Origin of the sequence: Emergencia sp. (assembly GCF_048465375.1) — a bacterium.
In the GTDB taxonomy this organism is placed as follows: domain Bacteria; phylum Bacillota; class Clostridia; order Peptostreptococcales; family Anaerovoracaceae; genus Senimuribacter.
The window spans coordinates 118,411-139,296 of the sequence record NZ_DBFWLQ010000010.1 but is presented as its reverse complement, the minus strand read 5'-3'; the positions used below and the strand labels follow the sequence as shown (position 1 = coordinate 139,296).

The 20,886-nt window shown below is 49.8% G+C and carries 20 protein-coding genes; 11 read left to right on the top strand and 9 right to left on the bottom strand.

Annotated elements, in window-relative coordinates; all coding sequences use genetic code 11:
* Nucleotides 1-264: 264 nt before the first annotated feature.
* From ACMQ5W_RS09110 to ACMQ5W_RS09075, 8 genes are all read right to left on the bottom strand, one after another.
* Complete coding sequence (locus ACMQ5W_RS09110) at nucleotides 265-1,056, bottom strand: ZIP family metal transporter (protein WP_148492573.1); 792 nt, start codon at nucleotides 1,054-1,056, stop codon at nucleotides 265-267.
* Nucleotides 1,057-1,116: 60 nt separating this feature from the next.
* On the bottom strand, nucleotides 1,117-2,358 hold the full coding sequence (locus ACMQ5W_RS09105) for a glutamate-5-semialdehyde dehydrogenase (RefSeq protein WP_419024903.1): 1,242 nt from the start codon (nucleotides 2,356-2,358) through the stop codon (nucleotides 1,117-1,119).
* An 8-nt stretch (nucleotides 2,359-2,366) separates the two neighbouring features.
* Entirely contained in the window at nucleotides 2,367-3,164 is a 798-nt protein-coding gene (proB, locus tag ACMQ5W_RS09100; protein WP_148492575.1) for a glutamate 5-kinase, read from the bottom strand.
* Complete coding sequence (gene hydF / locus ACMQ5W_RS09095) at nucleotides 3,157-4,386, bottom strand: [FeFe] hydrogenase H-cluster maturation GTPase HydF (RefSeq protein WP_419024902.1); 1,230 nt, start codon at nucleotides 4,384-4,386, stop codon at nucleotides 3,157-3,159. The genes proB and hydF overlap by 8 nt, the downstream gene beginning before the upstream one ends.
* Nucleotides 4,361-5,791: a [FeFe] hydrogenase H-cluster radical SAM maturase HydG gene (hydG, locus tag ACMQ5W_RS09090; RefSeq protein ID WP_419024901.1), complete on the bottom strand. Its 1,431-nt coding sequence runs from the start codon at nucleotides 5,789-5,791 to the stop codon at nucleotides 4,361-4,363. Before hydG ends, hydF begins: the two co-directional genes overlap by 26 nt.
* Before the next feature lie 58 nt (nucleotides 5,792-5,849).
* Entirely contained in the window at nucleotides 5,850-6,890 is a 1,041-nt protein-coding gene (hydE, locus tag ACMQ5W_RS09085) for a [FeFe] hydrogenase H-cluster radical SAM maturase HydE (RefSeq protein WP_419024900.1), read from the bottom strand.
* Nucleotides 6,883-7,128 (bottom strand): TM1266 family iron-only hydrogenase system putative regulator, encoded by a 246-nt coding sequence (locus ACMQ5W_RS09080; RefSeq protein ID WP_419024899.1) that lies wholly within the window; start codon nucleotides 7,126-7,128, stop codon nucleotides 6,883-6,885. The genes hydE and ACMQ5W_RS09080 overlap by 8 nt, the downstream gene beginning before the upstream one ends.
* A 76-nt stretch (nucleotides 7,129-7,204) precedes the next feature.
* A complete protein-coding gene (locus ACMQ5W_RS09075; protein ID WP_419024898.1) occupies nucleotides 7,205-8,602 on the bottom strand; it encodes a sigma-54 interaction domain-containing protein in 1,398 nt (465 codons plus the stop codon).
* 168 nt (nucleotides 8,603-8,770) lie between these two features.
* Between ACMQ5W_RS09075 and ACMQ5W_RS09070 the strand changes: the two genes are divergently transcribed.
* From ACMQ5W_RS09070 to ACMQ5W_RS09060, 3 genes are all read left to right on the top strand, one after another.
* Nucleotides 8,771-9,574: a DAPG hydrolase family protein gene (locus tag ACMQ5W_RS09070; RefSeq protein WP_419024897.1), complete on the top strand. Its 804-nt coding sequence runs from the start codon at nucleotides 8,771-8,773 to the stop codon at nucleotides 9,572-9,574.
* Between the two features lie 17 nt (nucleotides 9,575-9,591).
* Nucleotides 9,592-9,801 (top strand): hypothetical protein, encoded by a 210-nt coding sequence (locus ACMQ5W_RS09065; RefSeq protein WP_419024896.1) that lies wholly within the window; start codon nucleotides 9,592-9,594, stop codon nucleotides 9,799-9,801.
* Between the two features lie 100 nt (nucleotides 9,802-9,901).
* Nucleotides 9,902-10,504, top strand: a complete 603-nt coding sequence (locus ACMQ5W_RS09060) for a glycosyltransferase (protein ID WP_419024895.1) — start codon at nucleotides 9,902-9,904, stop codon at nucleotides 10,502-10,504.
* Nucleotides 10,505-10,589: 85 nt separating this feature from the next.
* On the opposite strand, the gene ACMQ5W_RS09055 is transcribed toward ACMQ5W_RS09060, so the two are convergent.
* Nucleotides 10,590-13,007 carry a leucine-rich repeat protein gene (locus ACMQ5W_RS09055; RefSeq protein ID WP_419024894.1) on the bottom strand — a complete coding sequence of 806 codons (2,418 nt, stop codon included), beginning with the start codon at nucleotides 13,005-13,007 and terminating at the stop codon, nucleotides 10,590-10,592.
* 216 nt (nucleotides 13,008-13,223) lie between these two features.
* On the opposite strand from ACMQ5W_RS09055, the gene rihC reads away from it, so the two are divergent.
* The 8 genes from rihC to ACMQ5W_RS09015 all read left to right on the top strand — a co-directional run bounded on the left by rihC (nucleotide 13,224) and on the right by ACMQ5W_RS09015 (nucleotide 20,882).
* On the top strand, nucleotides 13,224-14,141 hold the full coding sequence (gene rihC, locus ACMQ5W_RS09050; protein ID WP_419024893.1) for a ribonucleoside hydrolase RihC: 918 nt from the start codon (nucleotides 13,224-13,226) through the stop codon (nucleotides 14,139-14,141).
* Nucleotides 14,142-14,149: 8 nt separating this feature from the next.
* Complete coding sequence (locus ACMQ5W_RS09045) at nucleotides 14,150-15,055, top strand: ribokinase (RefSeq protein WP_419024892.1); 906 nt, start codon at nucleotides 14,150-14,152, stop codon at nucleotides 15,053-15,055.
* Between the two features lie 2 nt (nucleotides 15,056-15,057).
* Nucleotides 15,058-15,591 carry a cysteine hydrolase family protein gene (locus ACMQ5W_RS09040; protein WP_419024891.1) on the top strand — a complete coding sequence of 178 codons (534 nt, stop codon included), beginning with the start codon at nucleotides 15,058-15,060 and terminating at the stop codon, nucleotides 15,589-15,591.
* Between the two features lie 12 nt (nucleotides 15,592-15,603).
* The gene (gene nadE / locus ACMQ5W_RS09035; protein WP_148492586.1) at nucleotides 15,604-16,365 is read left to right on the top strand and encodes an NAD(+) synthase; all 762 of its coding nucleotides are present in this window, start codon (nucleotides 15,604-15,606) and stop codon (nucleotides 16,363-16,365) included.
* Between the two features lie 56 nt (nucleotides 16,366-16,421).
* Nucleotides 16,422-17,351 (top strand): cation diffusion facilitator family transporter, encoded by a 930-nt coding sequence (locus tag ACMQ5W_RS09030; protein ID WP_419024890.1) that lies wholly within the window; start codon nucleotides 16,422-16,424, stop codon nucleotides 17,349-17,351.
* A gap of 118 nt (nucleotides 17,352-17,469) precedes the next feature.
* Complete coding sequence (locus tag ACMQ5W_RS09025) at nucleotides 17,470-18,897, top strand: UDP-N-acetylmuramoyl-L-alanyl-D-glutamate--2,6-diaminopimelate ligase (protein ID WP_419024889.1); 1,428 nt, start codon at nucleotides 17,470-17,472, stop codon at nucleotides 18,895-18,897.
* A 58-nt stretch (nucleotides 18,898-18,955) separates the two neighbouring features.
* Nucleotides 18,956-20,188 (top strand): BTAD domain-containing putative transcriptional regulator, encoded by a 1,233-nt coding sequence (locus ACMQ5W_RS09020; protein ID WP_419024888.1) that lies wholly within the window; start codon nucleotides 18,956-18,958, stop codon nucleotides 20,186-20,188.
* A 262-nt stretch (nucleotides 20,189-20,450) separates the two neighbouring features.
* The gene (locus tag ACMQ5W_RS09015; protein ID WP_148492589.1) at nucleotides 20,451-20,882 is read left to right on the top strand and encodes a DUF2383 domain-containing protein; all 432 of its coding nucleotides are present in this window, start codon (nucleotides 20,451-20,453) and stop codon (nucleotides 20,880-20,882) included.
* Nucleotides 20,883-20,886: the final 4 nt, after the last annotated feature.

Genomic DNA, 20,886 nt, shown 5'->3' with positions numbered 1-20,886 from the left:
TTCTCCGGCGCCCCTACTAAAACGAATCTGTCGTTCGGTTTGCCCTCAGGAGTCCATTCGGCTCTGCCTTTCCATGCTGCAATCTCACCGCCTGCAGCTCTCTCCTATGTAAGTATCAAAGCTTACTACTCTCCCTCAATGGTTTGTCTGTGTTATTTAATTTTCTCTATAGTAACACGGCAGCTCAGGGCTGTCAATATAAAATTGTGAAAAAACACAATGTTTTTTATAAATGCATATGGAAACTTGACAAAAAACACAAGATCAGCCCAGGCTTACGTCTAAGATCATCATGATCAGAAATCCTGCTATGAAACCCAGGGTGGCGGTCTTGTCACCTTCGCAGCCTTGTGCTTCTGGAAGCAGTTCCTGCACGACCACATAGATCATGGTGCCGGCAGCAAAAGCTAGAAGCAGAGGCATGAAGGAGGTGATGAATGTCGTCACCACAGCTGCAAGAACACCGAAAATCGGCTCTACGATGGCGGACATACTGCCGATAAAGAAGGCCTTCTTCTTGCTCATGCCGTCTTTGATCAGGGGCAGAGCTACAGCGGTGCCTTCAGGATAGTTTTGAATGCCGATACCGAGAGCAAGGGCGGCAGCACCAGAAAACAGCGCGGGGTTGGATGTATCTGACATAGCCAGAGAAAAAGCAAGGCCAACGGCCATTCCCTCCGGGATGTTGTGTATCGTGATGGCCATCACCAGCATCAGTGTACTCTGTTTCAGCTTGGTCTGCTGGCCTGACTGCAGTCTTCTCATATACTGCTTTTTTAAAATCGCGTCGGCGAAAAGCAGCAGGATGACGCCCAGCAGGAATCCGCCAGTCATAACCAGCCAGCTGATCTGGCCGTTTTCTTCGGCTCTATCTATTCCTGGAAGCAGCAGGGACCAGACGGAGGCAGCAATCATGACGCCGCCGGCAAACCCGAGAAAGATACACTGGAAAGTATTGCTGACTTCTTTTTTTACCCAAAAAACATTTAAGGCACCCAGAGTGGTTACCGAGAAGGTAAACAGGGTGCCAATCAATGCCCATGTTATTCCATTCATATCAATTTATCATCTCCTTTGATATATCAATATGAATATCCTGAAATATTGTGCATATATTTATCTAATTTGACCATTTCCAGAAATCACATATTTGTAAGAGACAAGCTGGTTTACGCCCATAGGTCCTCTGGCGTGGAGTTTCTGGGTGGAAATGCCGATTTCTGCGCCCAGTCCCAATTCGCCGCCGTCGGTAAATCTGGTGGAGGCGTTGTGGTAGACAGCGGCAGAGTCCACAGCTGCGAGAAAACGATCTGCTGCAGACTGATCGGCGGTGACGATACAGTCGCTGTGGTGAGAGGAATATTTTTCAATATGGTCGATAGCCTCGTCGATACTGCCGACAATTTTAACGCCCATGACGTAGTCAAGATATTCCCGCCCCCAGTCATCAATGGCAGCAGGGTGAGCGTGAGGCAGGAGCTTACAGGCCCTTTCATCAGCCCGCAGTTCCACATCCTTTTCTGCCAGTTTTTCGGCCACAGCTGGTAAGAACGCAGAGGCAATATCTGCGTGAACCAAGAGTTTTTCTGCCGCATTGCAGACGGAAGGTCTGGAAGTTTTGGCGTTGAAAACGATGTCGATGGCCATTGGGATGTCCGCGGCTTTGTCCACATAGATGTGGCAGTTGCCTACACCGGTTTCGATGACAGGAACCTTGGCAGTGTCCACGACAGATCTGATCAGACCGGCGCCGCCTCTGGGGATGAGCACATCCAGATATTCTGTCATAGCCATCATTTCAGCAGCGGACTCCCTGGAGGTATCTTCGACCAGCTGGACGCAGGCCGCGTCTAACACCGAGGATGCCAATGCATCCTGCATCGCTTTGGTGATGGCCATATTGGAGTGAAAGGCCTCTTTCCCGCCTCTGAGGATGCAGGCGTTGCCCGCCTTGATACAGAGGGCGGCGCAGTCGCTGGTCACATTAGGACGGGCTTCAAAGATGATGCCGCAGACCCCTAAAGGAACCGCAGTCTTTTGTATATGTAGGCCGTTTAAAAGATTTCGCTCTTCCAAAATCTGACCGACCGGATCAGGCCACTTGGAGACGGCGATGACGGCATCAGCCATGGCTTCGATGCGTTCTTCGCTCAGAGTCAGCCTGTCGATCATAGAAGGGGACAATGCCCCTTGGGCAGCTTTCACGTCGAGAGCGTTGGCGGCTAAAATGTCTGTTTTTCTTTCCAGAAGGACGGCGGCAATCCGCTCCAGAGCCGCTGTCTTTTCTGATGGACTTTCCGTTCTCAGGGTTCTGGCTGCATTCTTTGCCAACGCACCCATTTGCTCTAATTTGGTCATAATTTTGTTTACCTCCCGGCTTTAAAAATAGTTCCGATATTCTGCCCGTCAAAGAGGGTGTAGAGATTGGCGGGACGATCTCCTTTAATGACACAGCAAGGAATTCCGGCTGAAGTGGAAACTTTTGCCGCGCTGACCTTGGTAGTCATGCCGCCGGTGCCAAAGGCTGAACCGGCGCCGCCGGCCAGTGCTTCAACTTCTGCATCGATTTTTTCTACTACGGCGATGCGTTTGGCATCACTGTATTTTCTCGGATCTCGGTCGTAAAGTCCGTCAATATCGGTGAGGATCACCAATAAATCTGCATCGATCAATTTGGCTACGATGGCGGAAAGATTATCGTTGTCGCCAAAATTATTTCCTTCCAGCTCGTCTGTTGCGACGGTGTCATTTTCATTGACGACAGGAATCATGCCCATGCCAATCAGTTCTCTGAAAGTGTTTTGTACATTTTGACGTCCGACCTGATTGTCCACTACGTCGGCTGTCAGCAAAACTTGAGCGACCGTGTGATTGTATTCGCCGAAGAATTTGTCGTACATGAACATCAATTCACATTGGCCGATGGCCGCCAGGGCCTGTTTTTTGCTGGTTTCACTGGGGCGTGATGCCAGATTCAGTTTTCCGACGCCGACGCCGATAGCACCGGATGAGACCAGGGTGATCTCTTTGCCGGCATTCTGCAGGTCGGCGATCACTTTGCAGAGATTTTCGATATGACGGATATTGATTTTTCCACTGGGATGGGTCAAAGTAGAAGTTCCCACTTTGATGACGATCCGTTTGCTTTCTGTGATACTATTCATAAAAAATCTCCAGGCTTCGATCTAAAATTCCATTGATGTGTGCAATCAAAGTGCCGTAATTGGTGAATGGCACACCTTGCTCCTCTGCCAGTCCCTGTCTGTAGACCATTTCTCTTTCATTGAGCATACAGCCGCCGCAGTGGACTACCAGAGCATACTTTGATAATTCCTGTGGAAATTGTCCGCCGCTGGTGAATTCAAAGAGCAGTTTCCTGCCGCTGTATTCTTCAATCCAGCCTGGCAGCTTGACGGTTCCGATGTCTTCGCACTGTCTGTGATGGGTGCAGCCTTCGGAAATCAAGACGATATCGCCGTCCTCCAGCTGGTTCAAATAACGGGCACCGTGCACAGCCGTGTCTAAAATACCCTTGAAGCGTGCAAAGAGGATGGAGAAAGACGTCAAAGGGATGCTGTCTGGCACGATTTCCTTTACTTGATGAAAAGCCTGGCTGTCGGTGATGATGAGAGCCGGCGGTTCTTTCAGGGCATTCAGGCAGCTGGTCAGTTCAGCAACCTGCGTGACCACAGAGATGGCATGGTTATCCAGAATGTCCCGTATGGTCTGCACTTGCGGCAGAATCATTCTGCCTTTGGGGGCGGAAGCGTCGATAGGCGTCACCAGAACGACGACATCTCTGTCCGTGATTTTGTCGCCAATCAGTCTCTTATCGGTCGAGAGCGGTTTGGCGATTTCTGCGATTTTCTCTTTCAGTTCTGTAATCCCCTGGCCAGTCAGGGCGCTGACGAGGACGGTCGGGAACTCGTATTGTTCCTCGCCATCCCCATCTTCGCCTGTCATGAGGGATTCCATGTCAAGATCCACTTTGTTCAAGGCTGCGATATAAGGGATATTTTTTTTCTTAAACAGATTTATCAGTTCCAGGTCTTCTGCGGCAGGTCCGACAAAGTTATCGATGACCAGGACTGCAACGTCGGTCTTGCTGAGAACCTGGTAAGATTTTGCCACCCGTTTATCGCCCACCTGGCCGTCGTCGTCGATGCCGGGGGTGTCGATGATTACCACCGGTCCCAGGGGCAGCAACTCCATCGCTTTCTTGACCGGATCGGTAGTGGTGCCTTTTACCTCAGATACGATAGATAAATCTTGTCCGGTGACAGCGTTGACAACGCTGGATTTTCCAGCGTTGCGTCTGCCAAAGAAACTGATATGCAGTCTGTTTGCATTTGGTGTCCCATTAAAATCTGAAGTCTCTTTTGCCATCTTCGATCTCCTTGATATATTCTTCCGCAATCTGGCGGACTTTTTCTTTCGGTATGTTGGAAAGTTCTCTGTCAATTAAGGCTTCGCCGACGGACCTGGTCTCAGAACTTGCGTAGTCTACCAGGTATTCCTTCAACGTCATCAGTGCATTGGGATGACAACAGTTCTGAATCTGGCCGTTTTTGCACAGAGTCATGAAGCGGTCTCCCGTTCTTCCCTCTCTGTAGCAGGCAGTGCAGAAGCTTGGAATGTAGTTCATGTCCATGAGCCATTTGACGACTTCGTCCAGGGTTCTCTTATCGTCGGTTTCAAACTGGGCAGAATTTTCGTCTTCCGGTTCTGGCTCGTCGTAGCCGCCGACACTGGTCTTTGAGGCACCGCTGATCTGAGAGATACCCAGGTGCAGTGCTCTTGCGCGCATTTCCTGGCTTTCTCTTGTAGACATGATCATGCCTGTGTAAGGAACGGCAATTCTGATGATGGCGATGATTTTGGCAAAGAGGTCGTCAGTGATGCCTCCCTCGACGCCGCCGTCAAAGTCATCTGGATCTACGTCGTCTGCTGGTCTCACTCTCGGTACACTGATGGTGTGTGGTCCCACGCCCTGGGCAGCTTCCAGATGTTCAGCGTGCATCAACAGTCCGGCCAGTTCGTAGCGGTACATGTCGAGACCGAATAAAACACCCAGGCCCACGTCATCGATACCGGCTTCCATGGCTCTGTCCATAGCCTCCGTGTGCCACGCGTAGTTATGCTTTGGTCCAGTCGGATGGAGTTTTTCGTAGCTGTCCTTGTGATAGGTTTCCTGGAAGAGGATATATGTACCGATGCCAGCGTCTTTGAGCATTTTGTACTCTTCAACAGTAGTAGCCGCAATATTGACGTTGACACGTCGGATGGCGCCATTTTTATGGTTGATGGAGTAGACTGTTTTGATGCACTCCAAAATATATTCGATTGGATTGTTTACCGGATCTTCTCCTGCCTCTAGAGCAAGTCTCTTGTGGCCCATATCCTGCAGGGCGATGACTTCTTTTCTGATTTCCTCTTGGGTCAGCTTTTTTCTGGCGATGTGCTTGTTCTGATGGTGGTATGGACAGTAGACACAGCCGTTAACGCAGTAATTGGACAGATACAGGGGCGCAAACATGACGATGCGGTTGCCGTAGAAGTCCTTCTTGATCTGTTCTGCCAGGCTGCAGATTTCCTTTGTGATCTCTTCGTCTTCGCAGGCCAGCAGGACAGAAGCTTCTCTGTGACTGATTCCTTTGCGCAGCGCTGCCTTGTCTAAGATCTGACGGATTACTTCCTTGTTATCTTTGTTTTCGTCAGCGTAAGCCAGTGAGTCCATGACTTCGTCGTGGCAGATGAATTCCTCTGCTTTTAGTGATTTTGGATTATACATATTTTTCTTTTCCTTTCTTTCGGGTCAGGTCCTGCAAGGGAACTTTCCCGTTAGTGATTTATACTATATAATCGCCGCGAGCGGTGACTATTTCATAACCAATTTTCTTCATAGAAGCGGTCAGGTGGCGGATACTTTCGGCGGCCTCGTCTCCAGTGGCAATTTTGCCGTCGTAGAGGAGATATTTTTCCCGTACTTCCAGGGGCGAGAGGTTCGGCATGATGACGTTGGCTCCAGCCAGGATGCCTCTCTCCCGACCATCGTGCTCTGCCGTTCCTAGGGCAGTGGTTGCAGGCAGCAAAACTCTCGGATGCAGGAGTCTGACTATGCTGAGCAGTTTGATTGTTAGCTCGCTGGAACCGGCAGGTTCACTTTCAAAAGGTGTATTTGCCGCAGGCAGAAATGGACCGATGCCAACCATCTGCGGTTTCAATTCTCTGATCAGACAGAGATCTTCAACCAGATGCTCTATGGTCTGATAAGGGGAACCGACCATAAACCCACAACCGGTTTGAAAGCCGATTTCCTTCAGTGCCTGCAGACAGGAAAGGCGATGTGACAGGGTCAGTTCCTGCGGATGAAGCTTGCTGTAATGATCGGAATTGGCAGTCTCGTGCCGCAATAAATAACGATCGGCACCTGCGTCAAAGAGCTGCTGATAGCTTTCTCTGTTCCGCTCCCCCATAGAGAGGGTGATGGCGCAGTCGGGATAACCTTGACGGATGGCACCGACGACTTGGCAGGTTCGCTCATCTGTCCAGTAAGGATCTTCGCCGCCCTGCAGTACGAAGGTACGGAATCCTAAGTCATACCCTTGTCGGCAGCAGTGCAAAATCTGCTCCAAAGTCAGGCGGTAGCGGCTGACCGCATCATTGCTTCTGCGGATACCGCAATAATAGCAGTCGTTTTTACAGTAGTTCGTAAATTCGATTAAACCGCGGATAAACACCTGGCGGCCATAAATCTGTTCCCTGACTGCATTTGCCCGTTCCGCCAGATAGGCAGAGGTCTCGGGGCTGTCGTCGGCAACTAAGGTCCTCAGTTCCTGGCGGGTGAGTTCTCTGCCGCCGGCCAGTTTGTCAATCAGATGTCTATTCATTGGCATAGGCCACCTTACTGCTGATTCCGCTGATTCTGCCGATCTTGCCGGAGAGGGCGTTGATCACATCGAGAGGCGCGTCCACTGCCACGCTGATGATGTGGATGTCCTTTTCACGATAAGGAATGCCCATCCGTCCGATGATATAATGACTGTATTGATGAAGAATATCATTGAGTTCTTCTACTGCGCCGGAATCTTTGAGGATGATAGAAATTAATGCAACTCTGCTGTCCATAGTCCTTCCTTTCTTCTCGTACTTGATGATATTGTAACACAGATTTTGGTATATTTATACACCAACTTTCCAGTGTTTAACCTTTCGGATCAAGTCCGTATTTTTTTAATTTATTATAAAGGGTACCGCGGCTGAGTCCCAGTTCTCTGGCAGCGGCGGAGATGTTGTTTTTCTGGTTGCGCATGGCAATCAAGATAGCGCTCCGCTCACTATTTTCTATGACAGACAAAGGCGTGGTTTCGTCATCCTTTGTGAAACCAAACGCTTCGTTATAGGTGCGCTGACCCACGCGCAGCTCCTGGGCGATATCTTCCTCGGTAATCTGCTTGTTTTCGTAGAAGATTGCCAGCCTCTGGGTTAGATTCCTCAGCTGCCGTACGTTTCCCGGCCAGACATAACCGGTCAGAAGCCTGAGGGCGCTTTGCGTCAGGTTTAGCTTTGTTTCCAGTTCATCACAGAAGTAGTCCAGCAGAAGGGGGATATCTTTGGAGCGCCTGCGCAGGGGCGGTATGAAAAGTTCTATTGTATTCAGCCTATAATAGAGGTCAGAACGAAATTTCTTCTCTTCACTGAGGAGAAAGAGGTTCTTGTTGGTGGAGGCGATGATGCCGGCCTGCAGAGGGATGATCTTGCTGCCGCCGACCCGCTCAAACTCTTTGGATTCCAGTACACGCAGCAATTTGGACTGCATGAACAGATTCATATCTCCGATCTCATCCAGGAGGAGGTCGCCGCCTGCCGCCACTTCAAATTTGCCCGGTTTAGCTGCGTCGGCACCAGTAAAGGCGCCTTTTTCATGACCAAAAAGTTCTGATTCCAACAGGTTCTCGGGGATGGCCGTGCAGTTGATGGTCACGAAAGGGGCATAACGTTCATTATATCTTCTGTTGTGGATAGCGCCGGCGATGATTTCTTTGCCAGTGCCTGTCTCGCCGATGATCAAAATAGGCAGATGACTGCCAGCGGCTTTTTTTGATTTTTCAATCAGATCTTTGACAGTTGGGTCCTCGCCGATAAAATCGTAGAAGGTGTAACCGTTCTCAATGCGGGAGATATTGTTGTAGATTTCTCCAAAGCTGCCCGGTTCTGCGCTGTCACTGCCAGCGAACATGCGCTTGACCCTCTGCAGATTGCGGAAGACAATGGTGCCGATGGCACCGATAATCTGCCCGTCCTCTTCAATGGGAAAAATATTGGAGACACACTTTCGCCCGTAAATTTCTAACAGCAGGCCAGTAAAAGCCCTGCCTGTTTTTATCACCTCCCGAAAAGGAGAGATGTTGTCCAAAAAAGTGATATCCTGACCGATGACATTGGTGCCTTTGGGCATATCCTTGGAAGAACTTTCACTGATGTGTACGATTTTGCAGTCTGCATCGATGAGAATGGAAACGTCGAAGAGATTGTTCATCAATTCGTCCAGGATGCCGCCGCGGGTATGCATTTCTTTTTTTGTCAGATGGATCTTGTTCATAGAAACCTCACTGTACAATTTTTATTAGGTGTTATTTTAACATGTGTTCAAATAATACACAATATGTCATTGGCAGAAAATTAAAAACATTGAATTTCTGCAGTTTTTGTTTTTGGCATGGTCTTTGCTTTAGTATGTTGCATCAGAAAACGAAAGGAAGTAATGATTATGAGTCAGAGACCTGTTCTAACAGCAGAAGAGAGAAAGCTTTCTTATGCCAAATATTATGATTTACCGATTACACCAATTCCAGCAGAAAAGATCGCTGTCCTTGAAGCGGGACCAATTGATCCAGCCCTTGCCCTGAAAATTGAAGACAGAAACAAACTCTTTGAACCTGGATATCTGCCTTGTGAAATCGGCTACTGTGTTTTGGAAGACGGTTCTGCCTATCTTGCCAACAAGACAGAGATGCCGGGGGTGACGCCGGAAATGCTCGAATGGTGGTTTGCATGGCATGGTCTTGAGGATATGAGGTACAGAATCTGGGATCCGGAGGATCACTTCTATGCCAGACAGCAGATGCGATCAAAGGTTTTGGATCCGAAGGTGCCGATGAGAGAGAAAACCTGGGGCACCGTACATATCGTTCGCGAAGACATCGGGGCAGGACCCGACGATTTGATCTTGGAATTCAGATACCCTCATGAGCTGGGGTATGACGAGTCAAAGGTCGGCACGCCAGCCTGTGCAGCCATGATGTGCGCCAACGGACACGGTCCTGTACCTGGTCAAGGGGTAGCGGCGGTGATGACTCACATGGTCAGAGAAATCGAAGGCGGCATTGAGCTCCGCAGCAGATTCTGGATCGGCTGGGGACTGGTGAACGGCAAGGTGGTCAAGCTGGTACCCGATGGCGTCAGAGTGCCAGAGGAGGTGCCAATGGGATTGTTTGCCCACAATTTAAAAGAGTTTGGACATCTGGCGACGATTTTGCCGGATTTATATAAAGAAGAAAAAGATCATTTTTAAAAACGGAGGAAGAGAAAATGGGAAAAGACGCAATTAAGAATTTTGTTATCGGCGCAATCGCCAGTGCAGTGCTGACCGCTTTAGTCATCGGTCTGATTATCGGAGAAAAAGGCGTACCTGATTCTGTAGGGGGCAATGTGATAGGCAACGTGGTGACGGCCATCATCTGCGGCGGATTATCCGGCGTAGCGACGACAATCACCCTGTACAAGAAATTAGCGAAATAGAGATGAATTTTCATTCACACTGCCTCCACAAAACGTTCAAGAAAAAGGTGTATGGTATACCTGTCGGCTGATGAAGCTGACCAAAAGGGAGGTAGACATCATGAAGATAGGGATTATTATTCCTTCGGACTGCCCCGACGAAAAGCTGGTGAAGTTTGCAGGGGAACTGGTACAGAGGGAAGATACAATGGTCGTCGTCGTCGATGACGGTTGTGAGGAAGATATCGTCTATACGAGGATTTTTCAGATGCTTGAGGAAAGGGGAACTACGGTACTGCATCACAAGCATAGACTGGGCAGAGGCATGGCAATCAAGACGGGCATGCGCTACGCCATAAAACAGTGCGGGCAGCTGGCTGCTGTCGTCACGGTAGATGAGGACGGATGGTACAGTCCTGAGGATGTATTCCGGGTTTGCAATCAACTGGAAAAGAAGCGTGACAGCATCATACTGGGAACCAGAAACCTGAAAGCGGGAGGCGTCCCGTGGATCTATCGGGCAAAAAATGCAGTTGCGTCCTTTCAATTCCGGCTGGCTACGGGCATTACGTGCAGCGATGTGCTGACCAGGCTGTGTGGAATTCCGCGAAAATATCTGGACATAGCCCTTGCCACCGAAAACGACAGCGGCCGCTATGAACGGCTGTTTCTGACAGAGGCGGCAAAGACAAAGATTCCGCTGGAGTTTACGATGAATGCATAAGACTTGCAGATTTTTCGCATCAAAATCGGACTTTGATAAAACAAAAGCCGGCGCTTTCAAGGCGTCGGCTTTTGTTTTATATTTGTTATCTTGTCGTAATTTTCTTGACTGCGCTGTAAGTGCCGTAGACCTTTTTCCCATTGACGGTGCGGTAGGCACGGATCTTGTAGTAGTAGGTGCGTCCCCGTTTCAGGTTGGTACTGGTATAGCTCCTGCTGCTGCCTTTGGCATCGCGGACCAGGCGGAACTTCCCATTTCTAGCGGCGGCCCGGTAGATGCGGTAGCCCGTGGCCCCGCTGACGCCCTTCCAGCTGGCAGTGATCCTGCCCTTCCCGGCCCTGAGGGTGAAGGACGGGGCGGACGGCCGCGGCGTCACCTTTGCAGGCGCGGTGTAGGCGCTGTAGATCTTCCTCCCATCGACAGTGCGGTAGGCACGGACCTTGTAGTAGTATGCCTTCCCGGCAGAGAGGCCGGTGTTGACGGTGGACGTCTTCTTGGTGGAGTAGCGCAGCCTGTAGGCGCCGTTTTTGGAGGTGGAGCGCCAGATCTGGTAGCCCTCGGCGCGGTCCGCCTTCTTCCAGGAGAGGACGGCTGCGCGGTAGCTCTTTGAAGAGGCCGTCAGCTTCGCCGGCGCGGCCTGCACCGCCTCTGTCACGGTCAGGGTGAGGCCGGCCTTCGCGGTGCGTCCGTAGCCGTAGGTGACGGTGACCGTGGCGGTGTAGGTTCCGGGAGCAAGTCCCGCCTTTGGCGTGATGCGGTAGGAGGTGTTGGCGGTTCCCGGGGATACCTGAGGGCTGGCCGCCGCAGCGTCAACGAGGAAGCTGGCGCTGTCCGTCTCCACCCTGCTGATGGAAGCCGTGGCGTTGCCGGTGCAGCGGATGGTCAGCGGCAGGGACTGGGGGCTGTCGCCGTATTGCAGGTCAGGGAATGCCAGGTCCTCCGCTGTCAGACTGTAGTAGATGGCAGGCGGGACGTAGACGGGGGTGATTGTGACGGCGGCCTTCCTGCCGCCTGCGTCGATGGTCAGGGTGCCCGTCTCGTCAGAGGCGGTGTGGAGGACGCCTGCTGCGTCGATGTGGGTACCTGCCGAGGTGTTCCCCGATAGGGTGAAGGGCAGGGTTATGCCTGTTGCAGGTGAGCCGCCGCTTGTGCCTTCATAGACCGTGTCGGTGATGTCCATCTCTTTGACCAGGTCGCAGGTGGAACCCTGGACCAGGGACAGGGCGAGATCGCCCGTATTGCCGAACTGGCGCCAGCCGCGGTAGAATTCGGGGCTGCTAGGGGCGGAGAGTGCACCGATAATTTTAGAATTTATCGCTTTGCCGCTTGGATCACTGGCGAAGAGGACGAAGACGGAGGTGAGGTCGGAGCAGTCTTGAAACGCATAATTCTCGATGGAGGTGACGCTGTCCGGGATGATGATGGACCTGAGGCTGGAGCAACCCTGAAACGCCCGTATCTCGATGGAGGTGACGCTGCCCGGGATGATGACGGAAGTGAGGCCGGTGCAGTCAGAAAACGCCTGTATCCCGATGGAGATGACGCTGCCCGGGATGATGATGGACCTGAGGCCGGAACAGCCAGTAAACGCATCTGTCCCGATGGAGGTGACGCTGTCCGGGATGATGACGGACCTGAGGCCGGTGCAGCCATAAAACATGGTCCTCCCGATGGAGGTGACGCTGTCCGGGATGGTGACGGAAGTGAGGCCGGTGCAGCCACCAAACGCGCCATCCCCGATGGAGTTGACGCTGTCCGGGATGGTGACGGAGGTGAGGCCGGTGCAGTCAGAAAACGCATTCATCCCGATGGAGATGACGCTGTCCGGGATGGTGACGGACCTGAGGCTGGTGCAGCCATAAAACATGGCACTCCCGATGGAGGTGACGCCGTCCAGGATGGTGACGGAGGTGAGGCCGGTGCAGCCCTGAAACGCCTGCTCCCCGATGAAGGTGACGCTGTCCGGGATGGTGAGGGAAGTGAGGCCGGTGCAGCCATAAAACGCCTGCTTCGCGATGGAGTCGACGCCATTCCCAATGATGACAGAAGTGAGGCCGGTGCAGCCACTAAACGCACCAGACACGATGGAGGTGACGCTGTCCGGGATGGTGACGGACTTGAGGCCGGTGCAGCCAAGAAACGCAGACCCCCCGATGGAGGTGACGCTGTCCGGGATGGTGACGGAAGTGAGGCCGGTGCAGTCAGTAAACGCATTCGTCCCGATGGAGGTGACGGTGTATTCCGTACCGCTATTGTCCTTCTTCACCTTATCAGGAATCGTGACGTCGCCGGAGATGGCATTCTCATAGCCGCTGATTTTGACCGTATGACTGTCAGAATCATCAGCAGTGATCGTATACTTGATGCCGTCAACAGTAAAAGTATCACCGACACCTGCCCAGGCATCTTCGGGCAGCGCGGCGGCGGACATGGTGAGGACCATCAGGACTGCGGTCAGCAGGCTGACGGTGCGTTTTTTCTTGGAGATATGGGTGCTATACATAATTTTTTCCTCCCTTTCTGGATCGCAATCGTATTGCTGCCTATAGTGTACCAAATCGTCGGGGGGGGGGCAAGGGTATTAGCACAAAACGTGCTTTATCGACCTGAACCGTATAGCAGGGCATCTGCTGCCGCGCCGAAAAAAAGGGATAGTATTGCCCAAATTGATACAAAATGGTACAATAAACGCAGAAACATGCGAGAAGAGAAGGAGATTATGATGAAACCAAGAAATATCATTATCGATACAGATCCAGGCATTGACGATGCAGCAGCGATTACCATCGCCGTGCGCAACGCGGCTCTCAATGTGAAGCTGATCAGCACGGTAGCTGCCAATGTAGAAGTAGAGAAGACGACAGAGAACGCATTGAAACTGATGGAGTTTTTAGACGCAGATATTCCTGTAGCCAGGGGCTGTGACGCGCCATTGCTGAAGAAACTGGAACCTTGCCCCGAAATTCACGGTGTCAGCGGCATGGACGGATATGATTTTCCGAAGGTAAAGAGACAGCCTTTACGAAAGCATTCCGTCGAGGCCATGCGGGAAGTCATTATGGACAGCGATGAGAAAATCACCCTTGCGGCCCTTGCTACCCACACAAATATCGCGATTTTGCTCCGAATGTATCCAGAAGTAAAAGAAAAGATTGACGAAATCGTCATGATGGGCGGCGGCCTTTCGGGAGGCAATACCAACACAGTAGCCGAGTTCAATCTTTATAATGATCCCCATGCTGCCTACATGGTCTTTGAGTCGGGACTTCCCATCACAATGCTGGGGCTAGATGTGACGAATAAAGCCATACTGCATAAGAATACGGCTTTGAAGATAAGAGAAAGCGGTAAAGAGGGCGATATGCTGTATTCTCTGTTTGAGCATTATCGCGGCGGAACCTTTGAGGAGGGACTCAGGATACACGATGCCTGTGTGATGGCGTATATGTTGAGGCCGGAACTTTTCAAGACCGAGAAGATGTATGTCGGCATGGTGACAGAAGGGTATGCCCAAGGTGCAACTGTAGCAGGGAAAGTAAATCCCATTGCACCAGGACGCGAGCCCAATGTGAACGTCTGTGTCCATGTAGATGAAGCAGCTTTCGAAGAATGGTTTGCAGGTGAATTCTGCCGATGAGGGGTGAAATGATGAAAATATTGAACTTTGGATCGCTGAATCTGGATTATGTTTATGGAGTGGATCACATGGTGCGGCCGGGAGAAACTCTGGCAGCTTCAGCGATGGAGGTCTTTTGCGGAGGAAAGGGACTCAATCAGTCTATCGCCCTGGCACGAGCAGGCGCAGAAGTTTACCATGCGGGGTTGATTGGCGAAGAAGGAGAAGTGCTGCGAGAGGCTGTTGCCAGAAGCGGTGCAGACACCTCCTGCATCAAAACCATCGCCGGCAAATCGGGTCATACGATCATCCAGGTGGACAAAGACGGTCAGAACTGTATCCTGCTCTATGGGGGAGCTAACAGGAGCGTGACCAAAGCTTTCGTTGACCAGGTACTGTCCAATTTTGAAAAAGACGATATTTTGCTCCTGCAAAACGAAATCAATGAACTCCCTTATATCATCGACAGGGCTTATGAGAAAGGCATGAAAATCATCTTAAACCCATCACCTTATGATCAAAATCTGGATAGCTGCGATTTTCACAAGATTTCCATGTTCTTGCTCAACGAGATTGAAGGAGAACAGATCACGGGCGTTTCTGACCCTGAGGAGATTCTGAGGCGACTGAAAGAAAGATTTACCGGGCTGAAAGTGGTGCTGACCTTGGGCAGCCAGGGCGCTGTCTATCAGGATCAGGAGCAGTGCTGCCGCCAGGGGATCTATCATGTGGAAGCAGTAGATACGACAGGCGCAGGAGATACTTTTACAGGCTATTTTATTGCTTCCATGATACGAGGGGAAGAACCGCAGAAGTGCCTTGCCCTTGCGGCAAAAGCGTCAGCTATCGCAGTTTCGCGGGCAGGTGCGGCGCCATCCATCCCTGAAAGAGAAGAAGTGCTGAAGATAAAATTGACGGAGAAAAAGGAGATTTGACAATGAATAGAGAAAAACTGCTTCTGGTAATCGACATGCAGAACGACTTTGTCACCGGCACCCTTGCCAACAGAGAGGCGGAGGGTATCATCGAGGCTATCGCTGAAAAGATCGAATCCTATCAGAGGGATGATCACCCCGTCTTTTTTACGAGAGATACCCATGGTGACGATTATATGGAAACCCAGGAGGGCAAATTGCTGCCTGTAATCCACTGTCTGAAAGGATCGCCGGGCTGGCAGATTGTAGATCAGCTGAGGGCGTATGCAGAGGAAAAAGAGATACTGGATAAACCGGTCTTTGGCAGTCTGCAGCTTCCAGAATGGATTGTAGAAAAGCTGGGCTGCGCACCGAAGGAAATTGTGCTATGCGGAGTCTGTACGGATATCTGCGTGATATCAAACGCGATGATTCTAAAAGCTGCTTTCCCAGAAACCGTCGTATCTGTAGAAGGCGCCTTATGCGCTGGTGTAACACCTGAGAGCCATCAAACTGCCCTTGCGGCGATGCAGGCTTGTCAGATTCATGTAAAGTAGAGGTGATGATAGATGTACGAATTTGATGCAAGAAAAGTCAAGGAAGATCTGGTGGAGTGGATCAGAGACTTCTTTGCAGTGAACGGAAAAGACTGTACAGCAGTGGTAGCTATCAGCGGAGGAAAAGACAGTTCTGTCGTAGCAGGGCTCTGTGTAGAGGCGCTGGGCAAAGATCGCGTTTTCGGCGTATTGCTTCCTAACGGAGAACAAGCCGATATCGATGCTTCCAAACATCTTGTGGCGCATTTGGAAATTGATTCTGTTATTATCAATATCAAAGAGAGTTTTGACGGCATGTTGGGCGAAATAGAAAAGAAACTGCCTAAGGACGTATCAAAACAGACCGTGACCAATCTTCCGGCCAGGCTGCGCATGGCGGCGACCTATGCCGTCGCTCAGTCCATGAACGGCCGCGTCGCCAATACCTGTAATCTGTCAGAAGATTGGGTGGGCTATGCGACTAGATATGGAGATGCGGCGGGAGACTTCAGTCCACTTTCGCGCTTAACCGTGCAGGAGGTCAAAGCCGTGGGCATGGAACTGGGGCTGCCGGAGAAGCTGGTCCATAAGACCCCGATCGACGGCCTATCTGGACTGACAGACGAAGAAAACTTGGGATTTACCTATGCGGTACTCGATAATTACATTCGCACCGGTATCTGTGAAGATGCGGAAGTGAAAGCAAAGATCGACCAGAAACGGAGAATGAATAAGTTCAAACTGGAACTGATGCCTGCCTTCAAATATGACGGACCGATCAAGGCAGCAGATTAACAGCCTTTTGTAACGAAATTCCCCCTGCATGAATAGGATAATTATGGGGGAATGTAATGGTGAAAAACAGAGCAAAGATTTACGATGCAGCGGAAGCCCATCAGCTTGTGATGAGCGTTTCTGCCATCAGCATCGTTGTGAATATTTTATTATCCGTAATGAAGCTTCTTGCCGGAATCATAGCCAGATCCGGTGCGATGATTTCAGATGCCGTGCATTCGGCGTCAGACGTATTCAGCACAATTATCGTTATGATCGGCGTCAGCCTGTCGGGCAGAAAACCTGATAGGGAACACCAATATGGGCATGAAAGAATGGAGTGCGTGGCGGCCATGGTACTGGCAGTCGTCCTTGCGGCCACAGGCTTTGGCATCGGCTATACAGGCGTTGTAAAAATCCTCCACTTCAGTGAAGACGGGATAGAAATCCCCGGCAGACTAGCCCTGGGAGCAGCCGTAATTTCTATCATCGTGAAAGAGTGGATGTATTGGTTTACCAGAAAAGCGGCCGAACGGATTAATTCAGGCGCTTTGATGGCGGATGCCTGGCATCACAGATCCGATTCTCTATCATCAGCAGGCGCTTTTGTAGGTATTTTAGGAGCCAGGCTAGGCTATCCGGTGCTGGACCCTTTGGCCAGTATCGTCATCTGCATTTTAATCGAAAAAGCAGCCTTCGATATTTTTCGAGACGCGATGGATAAGATGGTCGACAAATCCGTACCGGAAGCAGTGGTAAGGGATATGAAAGTTGTCATCGCCGGTCAAAAGGGTGTTGCAAGAGTTGACGAAATCAAGACCCGCCTCTTCGGGGCAAAGATTTATGTAGATGTAGAAATCGCTGCTGATGGCAATCAGCCACTGACTGAAGGCCATAGAATTGCAGAGAACGTGCATCACGCGGTGGAAGAAAGCTTTCCGGCTGTCAAGCATTGTATGGTACACGTCAACCCTTTGCTGCCAACAGAGAAAACAAAAAGATCATAATTTTGCAGCTGCAATCTGTTGAACGCATAACAGATTGCAGTTTTATTTTGACATGTGGTGGGGAAAATACTATAATGAAAACAGTTGTAGAACTTTAAAAAATATTAGGAGGCGGGATATGCTTTTATCAGAGATGTTTGCCGGAAAGCCAGAGATTGAAATTCAGGGGCTTTGTATAGATTCAAGAAAAGCGAAGAAGGGGGATTTATTTTTTTGTCTGAAAGGACTGGAAGCAGACGGCCATCGCTTTGCTGAAAACGCATGCAGGGCCGGAGCTGTTGCGGTAGTTCATTCTGAGGATTTGGAACAGTGTGACGGCGTATCATATATAAAGGTAGAGGACGTGAACCGGGAACTGAATCGAATCTGTGACCTGTTTAACGGACATCCCAGCCGCAAGATGACCGTCTTTGGCGTTACGGGCACCAACGGCAAGACGACCACCACCAGTATTATCAGTGACGTTTATCATAAACCCTGTGGATATATGGGGACCATTGCTGTCAGATATGGAGATGTGAGTAAAACACCAAACCTGACCACACCAGACGCCTTGGAGATTCACGAAAACTTGAAAGCCATGGCGGATTACGGCATGGAAAGCGTGGCAATGGAAGTCAGTTCTCACGGTCTTGCCATGGGCAGAGTGGATGCGGTAGATTTTGATGTGGCGATTTTCACTAATCTGACCTACGACCATCTGGATTACCACAAAACGATGGAAAATTATTTTGAAGCGAAGAAAATCCTGTTCAAAAATATGAAGAAAGACGGTGTGGCGGTGCTCAATGCCGATGACATCAGCTTTGAGGGTCTGGCAGAATGCGTCAGCTGCAGATACGTTTCCTATGGCGTAAATGCTGATGCCGACTACAGGGCGGAGAATGTGAAGCTGGCTCCTGACGGCTCGGCTTTTGATTTACTGCACGCAGGAAAGCGCTACGCTGTCAAAACCAACCTGGTGGCCTTGTATAACCTCTATAATCTTCTGGGCGCCATGGCGGGAATGCACCAGATGGGGATGGCCATTGAAGAAATGCTGCCGCTCTTGACGAAGATTTCCCAAATTGACGGCAGAATGGAAATCATCGATGAGGGACAGGATTTTCATGTCATCGTGGATTATGCCCATACCCCTGACGGATTTGAAAAAGTATTCCAGTACGGACAGGAAATCAGCAATGGTAAAAAGATTTACGCTGTCTTCGGCTGTGCGGGAAAAAGAGACAAGGTGAAGCGTAAGGTTTTGGGACAGATTGCGGGAAAATATTGTGACAAAGTCTTCGTTACGGAAGAGGACCCTAGAGACGAAAGGGCAGAAGACATTGCTGAGATGATCATGTCCGGCATTCCAGAAGGCAAGGCTCTCTTCATAGGCGACAGATATGAGGCCATAGAAACGGCGGTGAATACGGCAGAAGCAGGTGACTGTCTTATGATTCTAGGAAAAGGCGACGAGTCTTATATGTATTATGAACATGGCAGAGGGCCGTGGATGGGTGATCATGAAGCGGCAAAAAAAGCGCTGGCAAAAAGATTGAAATAATATGTGTGATAATTAATTGGTGATGTTGTGTAGTTGATGGAGGAGGAGCAGAAATAGAATGGCCGGAAGTGAAAAGTTTGAGATTAAGGTTCTGGGTGGCCTTGAGATACGATATGGAGAGAAGGTAATCGGTGTAAATGAGTCAAAGACAAAGTCCAATAAGATGTGGGTACTCTTTGAATACATTCTTTTAAACCGCAGCCGTAAGCTTTCGCAGGATGAATTGATCGAAATGCTCTGGCCTGATATGGAGGTTTCGAATCCGGCCAATTCTTTGAAAGGGCTGATTTTTAAGCTTCGAAAGGAAATCGATTCCTTGGGGTTTCTGCCTGGCAAACAGGTCATCCTCAGTGTCAGCGGCTCTTATGCATTTAATGACGATATGCCTTATACTGTAGACGTCTATGAATTTGAGAAATATCTGGAATTGGCACAGGAGCAGGGTCTCTCTGACGATAAGAAACTGGATTATCTTCTGCAGGCAGTAGAATGCTATAAGGGGAATCTGCATCACGATGCCCGCAGGGATCCTTGGGCCGCATCGATCCAAACTCACTATGGAGATATGTACCTGTCTGTCGTGCGATCCTGCACAGATCTGTTAAGTAAAGAAGGCAATCACCAGAAGATTGTCGAGATATGCAGAAATGCGCTTTTAATCCAGCCCTATACGGAAGATTACTATTATTATATGATCAGGGCTTATACAGCTCTGGAGAACTACAGTGCGGCGTCTGACATGTACTTAAGGGTCAAAGAACTGATGCAGCAGGAATATGGTACGGTACCGGATACAAAATTCGAACAAGCATACAAAGAACTGATGAAGCAGCGGCCGAAGAAAAATTTGAGTGCAGAGGAGCTGACGGAAGGTTTCACCGAGATTCGGAATTATATGGCTACCTTCTATGTGGAATATGGGGAGTTTAAACAGATTTACAGGCTCACCGCAAGACGCCTTGAACGAATACAAAAAGATGCTTTTCTGTGCGTCTACACCTTGGGTGCCAGAAGGGGCGTTACTGTTGATTTAAAAGAGAGAAAAAAGCACATGCGAATCTTAGGAGAAGCCTTGTCTTTCGGCCTCAGGCAGGGTGACGTCTTTGCCAGAGTCTCGCCTTGGCAGTTTGCTGTAATCTTTGAAGATGTGACGGAAGAAAACACTCTGACTATAGCAGAAAGAATTAAAAAGTATTTCGAAAAAAATAAGCGGGGAGAAGCCTTTGGCATCATACATAAAGCGGTGAGAATCGAACCATCAGATTTTGAAGCAAGACATGGAGCCGTATGACTGTGAGATAACTGAAAAATAACCGCCGTAGTCTATAATGCAGTTAAATAATTCGCAATGAGTTATTTACACACGACACACAACACACACACAACATACTGCAAAGCAATTTTAATTTGATTAAACTTGCTAATCCCCCTTACAGTGGGAGCCTTCCCGGCTCCCTGTAATCCTTTTTTGAGCAAAATGCTGTTTCGGCAAGGCCGGAGCAGTATTTTTTTGTTTTTCAATGCGCATACTAAGAAAAAAGGAGGGAAAACTGATGAATGAAGATAGTGTCAGACTTTTGAAAGAAGTCAATTCAGGATGTAAGAATGCAACAGACAGCTTCGGTCAAGTGATGGATTTTATCAAAGACGAGAAGCTGAAAGCCCTAATTGATAAATACAATAAGAAGCATGTCAAGGTCGGGGACGAATGTCACCAATTACTCAACGACCATGGCCGGGACGAGAAAGACCCGCCGACAATGGCCAAAGCGATGATGTGGTTCACCACGGAAGTGAAAATGATGATGGATGACGACGACAGCCACATCGCTAAGCTGCTGGCCGACGGGTGTAATATGGGCATCCAGTCCTTGAATAAGTATATGAACGAATACGAACAAGCCGGTCAGGAAGAAGTGGATCTTGCCAGCCGGCTTGTTGATATTGAATCTGAGCTCTATGATAAGCTGATGCCGTTCATGTAGAAGC

What these genes read in the sequence shown, in the direction of transcription:
- ACMQ5W_RS09110 (WP_148492573.1), bottom strand. Translation starts at nt 1,056, where the DNA reads ATGAATGGAATAACATGGGCATTGATTGGCACCCTGTTTACCTTCTCG.
- ACMQ5W_RS09105 (WP_419024903.1), bottom strand. Translation starts at nt 2,358, where the DNA reads ATGACCAAATTAGAGCAAATGGGTGCGTTGGCAAAGAATGCAGCCAGA.
- proB (WP_148492575.1), bottom strand. Translation starts at nt 3,164, where the DNA reads ATGAATAGTATCACAGAAAGCAAACGGATCGTCATCAAAGTGGGAACT.
- hydF (WP_419024902.1), bottom strand. Translation starts at nt 4,386, where the DNA reads ATGGCAAAAGAGACTTCAGATTTTAATGGGACACCAAATGCAAACAGA.
- hydG (WP_419024901.1), bottom strand. Translation starts at nt 5,791, where the DNA reads ATGTATAATCCAAAATCACTAAAAGCAGAGGAATTCATCTGCCACGAC.
- hydE (WP_419024900.1), bottom strand. Translation starts at nt 6,890, where the DNA reads ATGAATAGACATCTGATTGACAAACTGGCCGGCGGCAGAGAACTCACC.
- ACMQ5W_RS09080 (WP_419024899.1), bottom strand. Translation starts at nt 7,128, where the DNA reads ATGGACAGCAGAGTTGCATTAATTTCTATCATCCTCAAAGATTCCGGC.
- ACMQ5W_RS09075 (WP_419024898.1), bottom strand. Translation starts at nt 8,602, where the DNA reads ATGAACAAGATCCATCTGACAAAAAAAGAAATGCATACCCGCGGCGGC.
- ACMQ5W_RS09070 (WP_419024897.1), top strand. Translation starts at nt 8,771, where the DNA reads ATGAGTCAGAGACCTGTTCTAACAGCAGAAGAGAGAAAGCTTTCTTAT.
- ACMQ5W_RS09065 (WP_419024896.1), top strand. Translation starts at nt 9,592, where the DNA reads ATGGGAAAAGACGCAATTAAGAATTTTGTTATCGGCGCAATCGCCAGT.
- ACMQ5W_RS09060 (WP_419024895.1), top strand. Translation starts at nt 9,902, where the DNA reads ATGAAGATAGGGATTATTATTCCTTCGGACTGCCCCGACGAAAAGCTG.
- ACMQ5W_RS09055 (WP_419024894.1), bottom strand. Translation starts at nt 13,007, where the DNA reads ATGTATAGCACCCATATCTCCAAGAAAAAACGCACCGTCAGCCTGCTG.
- rihC (WP_419024893.1), top strand. Translation starts at nt 13,224, where the DNA reads ATGATGAAACCAAGAAATATCATTATCGATACAGATCCAGGCATTGAC.
- ACMQ5W_RS09045 (WP_419024892.1), top strand. Translation starts at nt 14,150, where the DNA reads ATGATGAAAATATTGAACTTTGGATCGCTGAATCTGGATTATGTTTAT.
- ACMQ5W_RS09040 (WP_419024891.1), top strand. Translation starts at nt 15,058, where the DNA reads ATGAATAGAGAAAAACTGCTTCTGGTAATCGACATGCAGAACGACTTT.
- nadE (WP_148492586.1), top strand. Translation starts at nt 15,604, where the DNA reads ATGTACGAATTTGATGCAAGAAAAGTCAAGGAAGATCTGGTGGAGTGG.
- ACMQ5W_RS09030 (WP_419024890.1), top strand. Translation starts at nt 16,422, where the DNA reads ATGGTGAAAAACAGAGCAAAGATTTACGATGCAGCGGAAGCCCATCAG.
- ACMQ5W_RS09025 (WP_419024889.1), top strand. Translation starts at nt 17,470, where the DNA reads ATGCTTTTATCAGAGATGTTTGCCGGAAAGCCAGAGATTGAAATTCAG.
- ACMQ5W_RS09020 (WP_419024888.1), top strand. Translation starts at nt 18,956, where the DNA reads ATGGCCGGAAGTGAAAAGTTTGAGATTAAGGTTCTGGGTGGCCTTGAG.
- ACMQ5W_RS09015 (WP_148492589.1), top strand. Translation starts at nt 20,451, where the DNA reads ATGAATGAAGATAGTGTCAGACTTTTGAAAGAAGTCAATTCAGGATGT.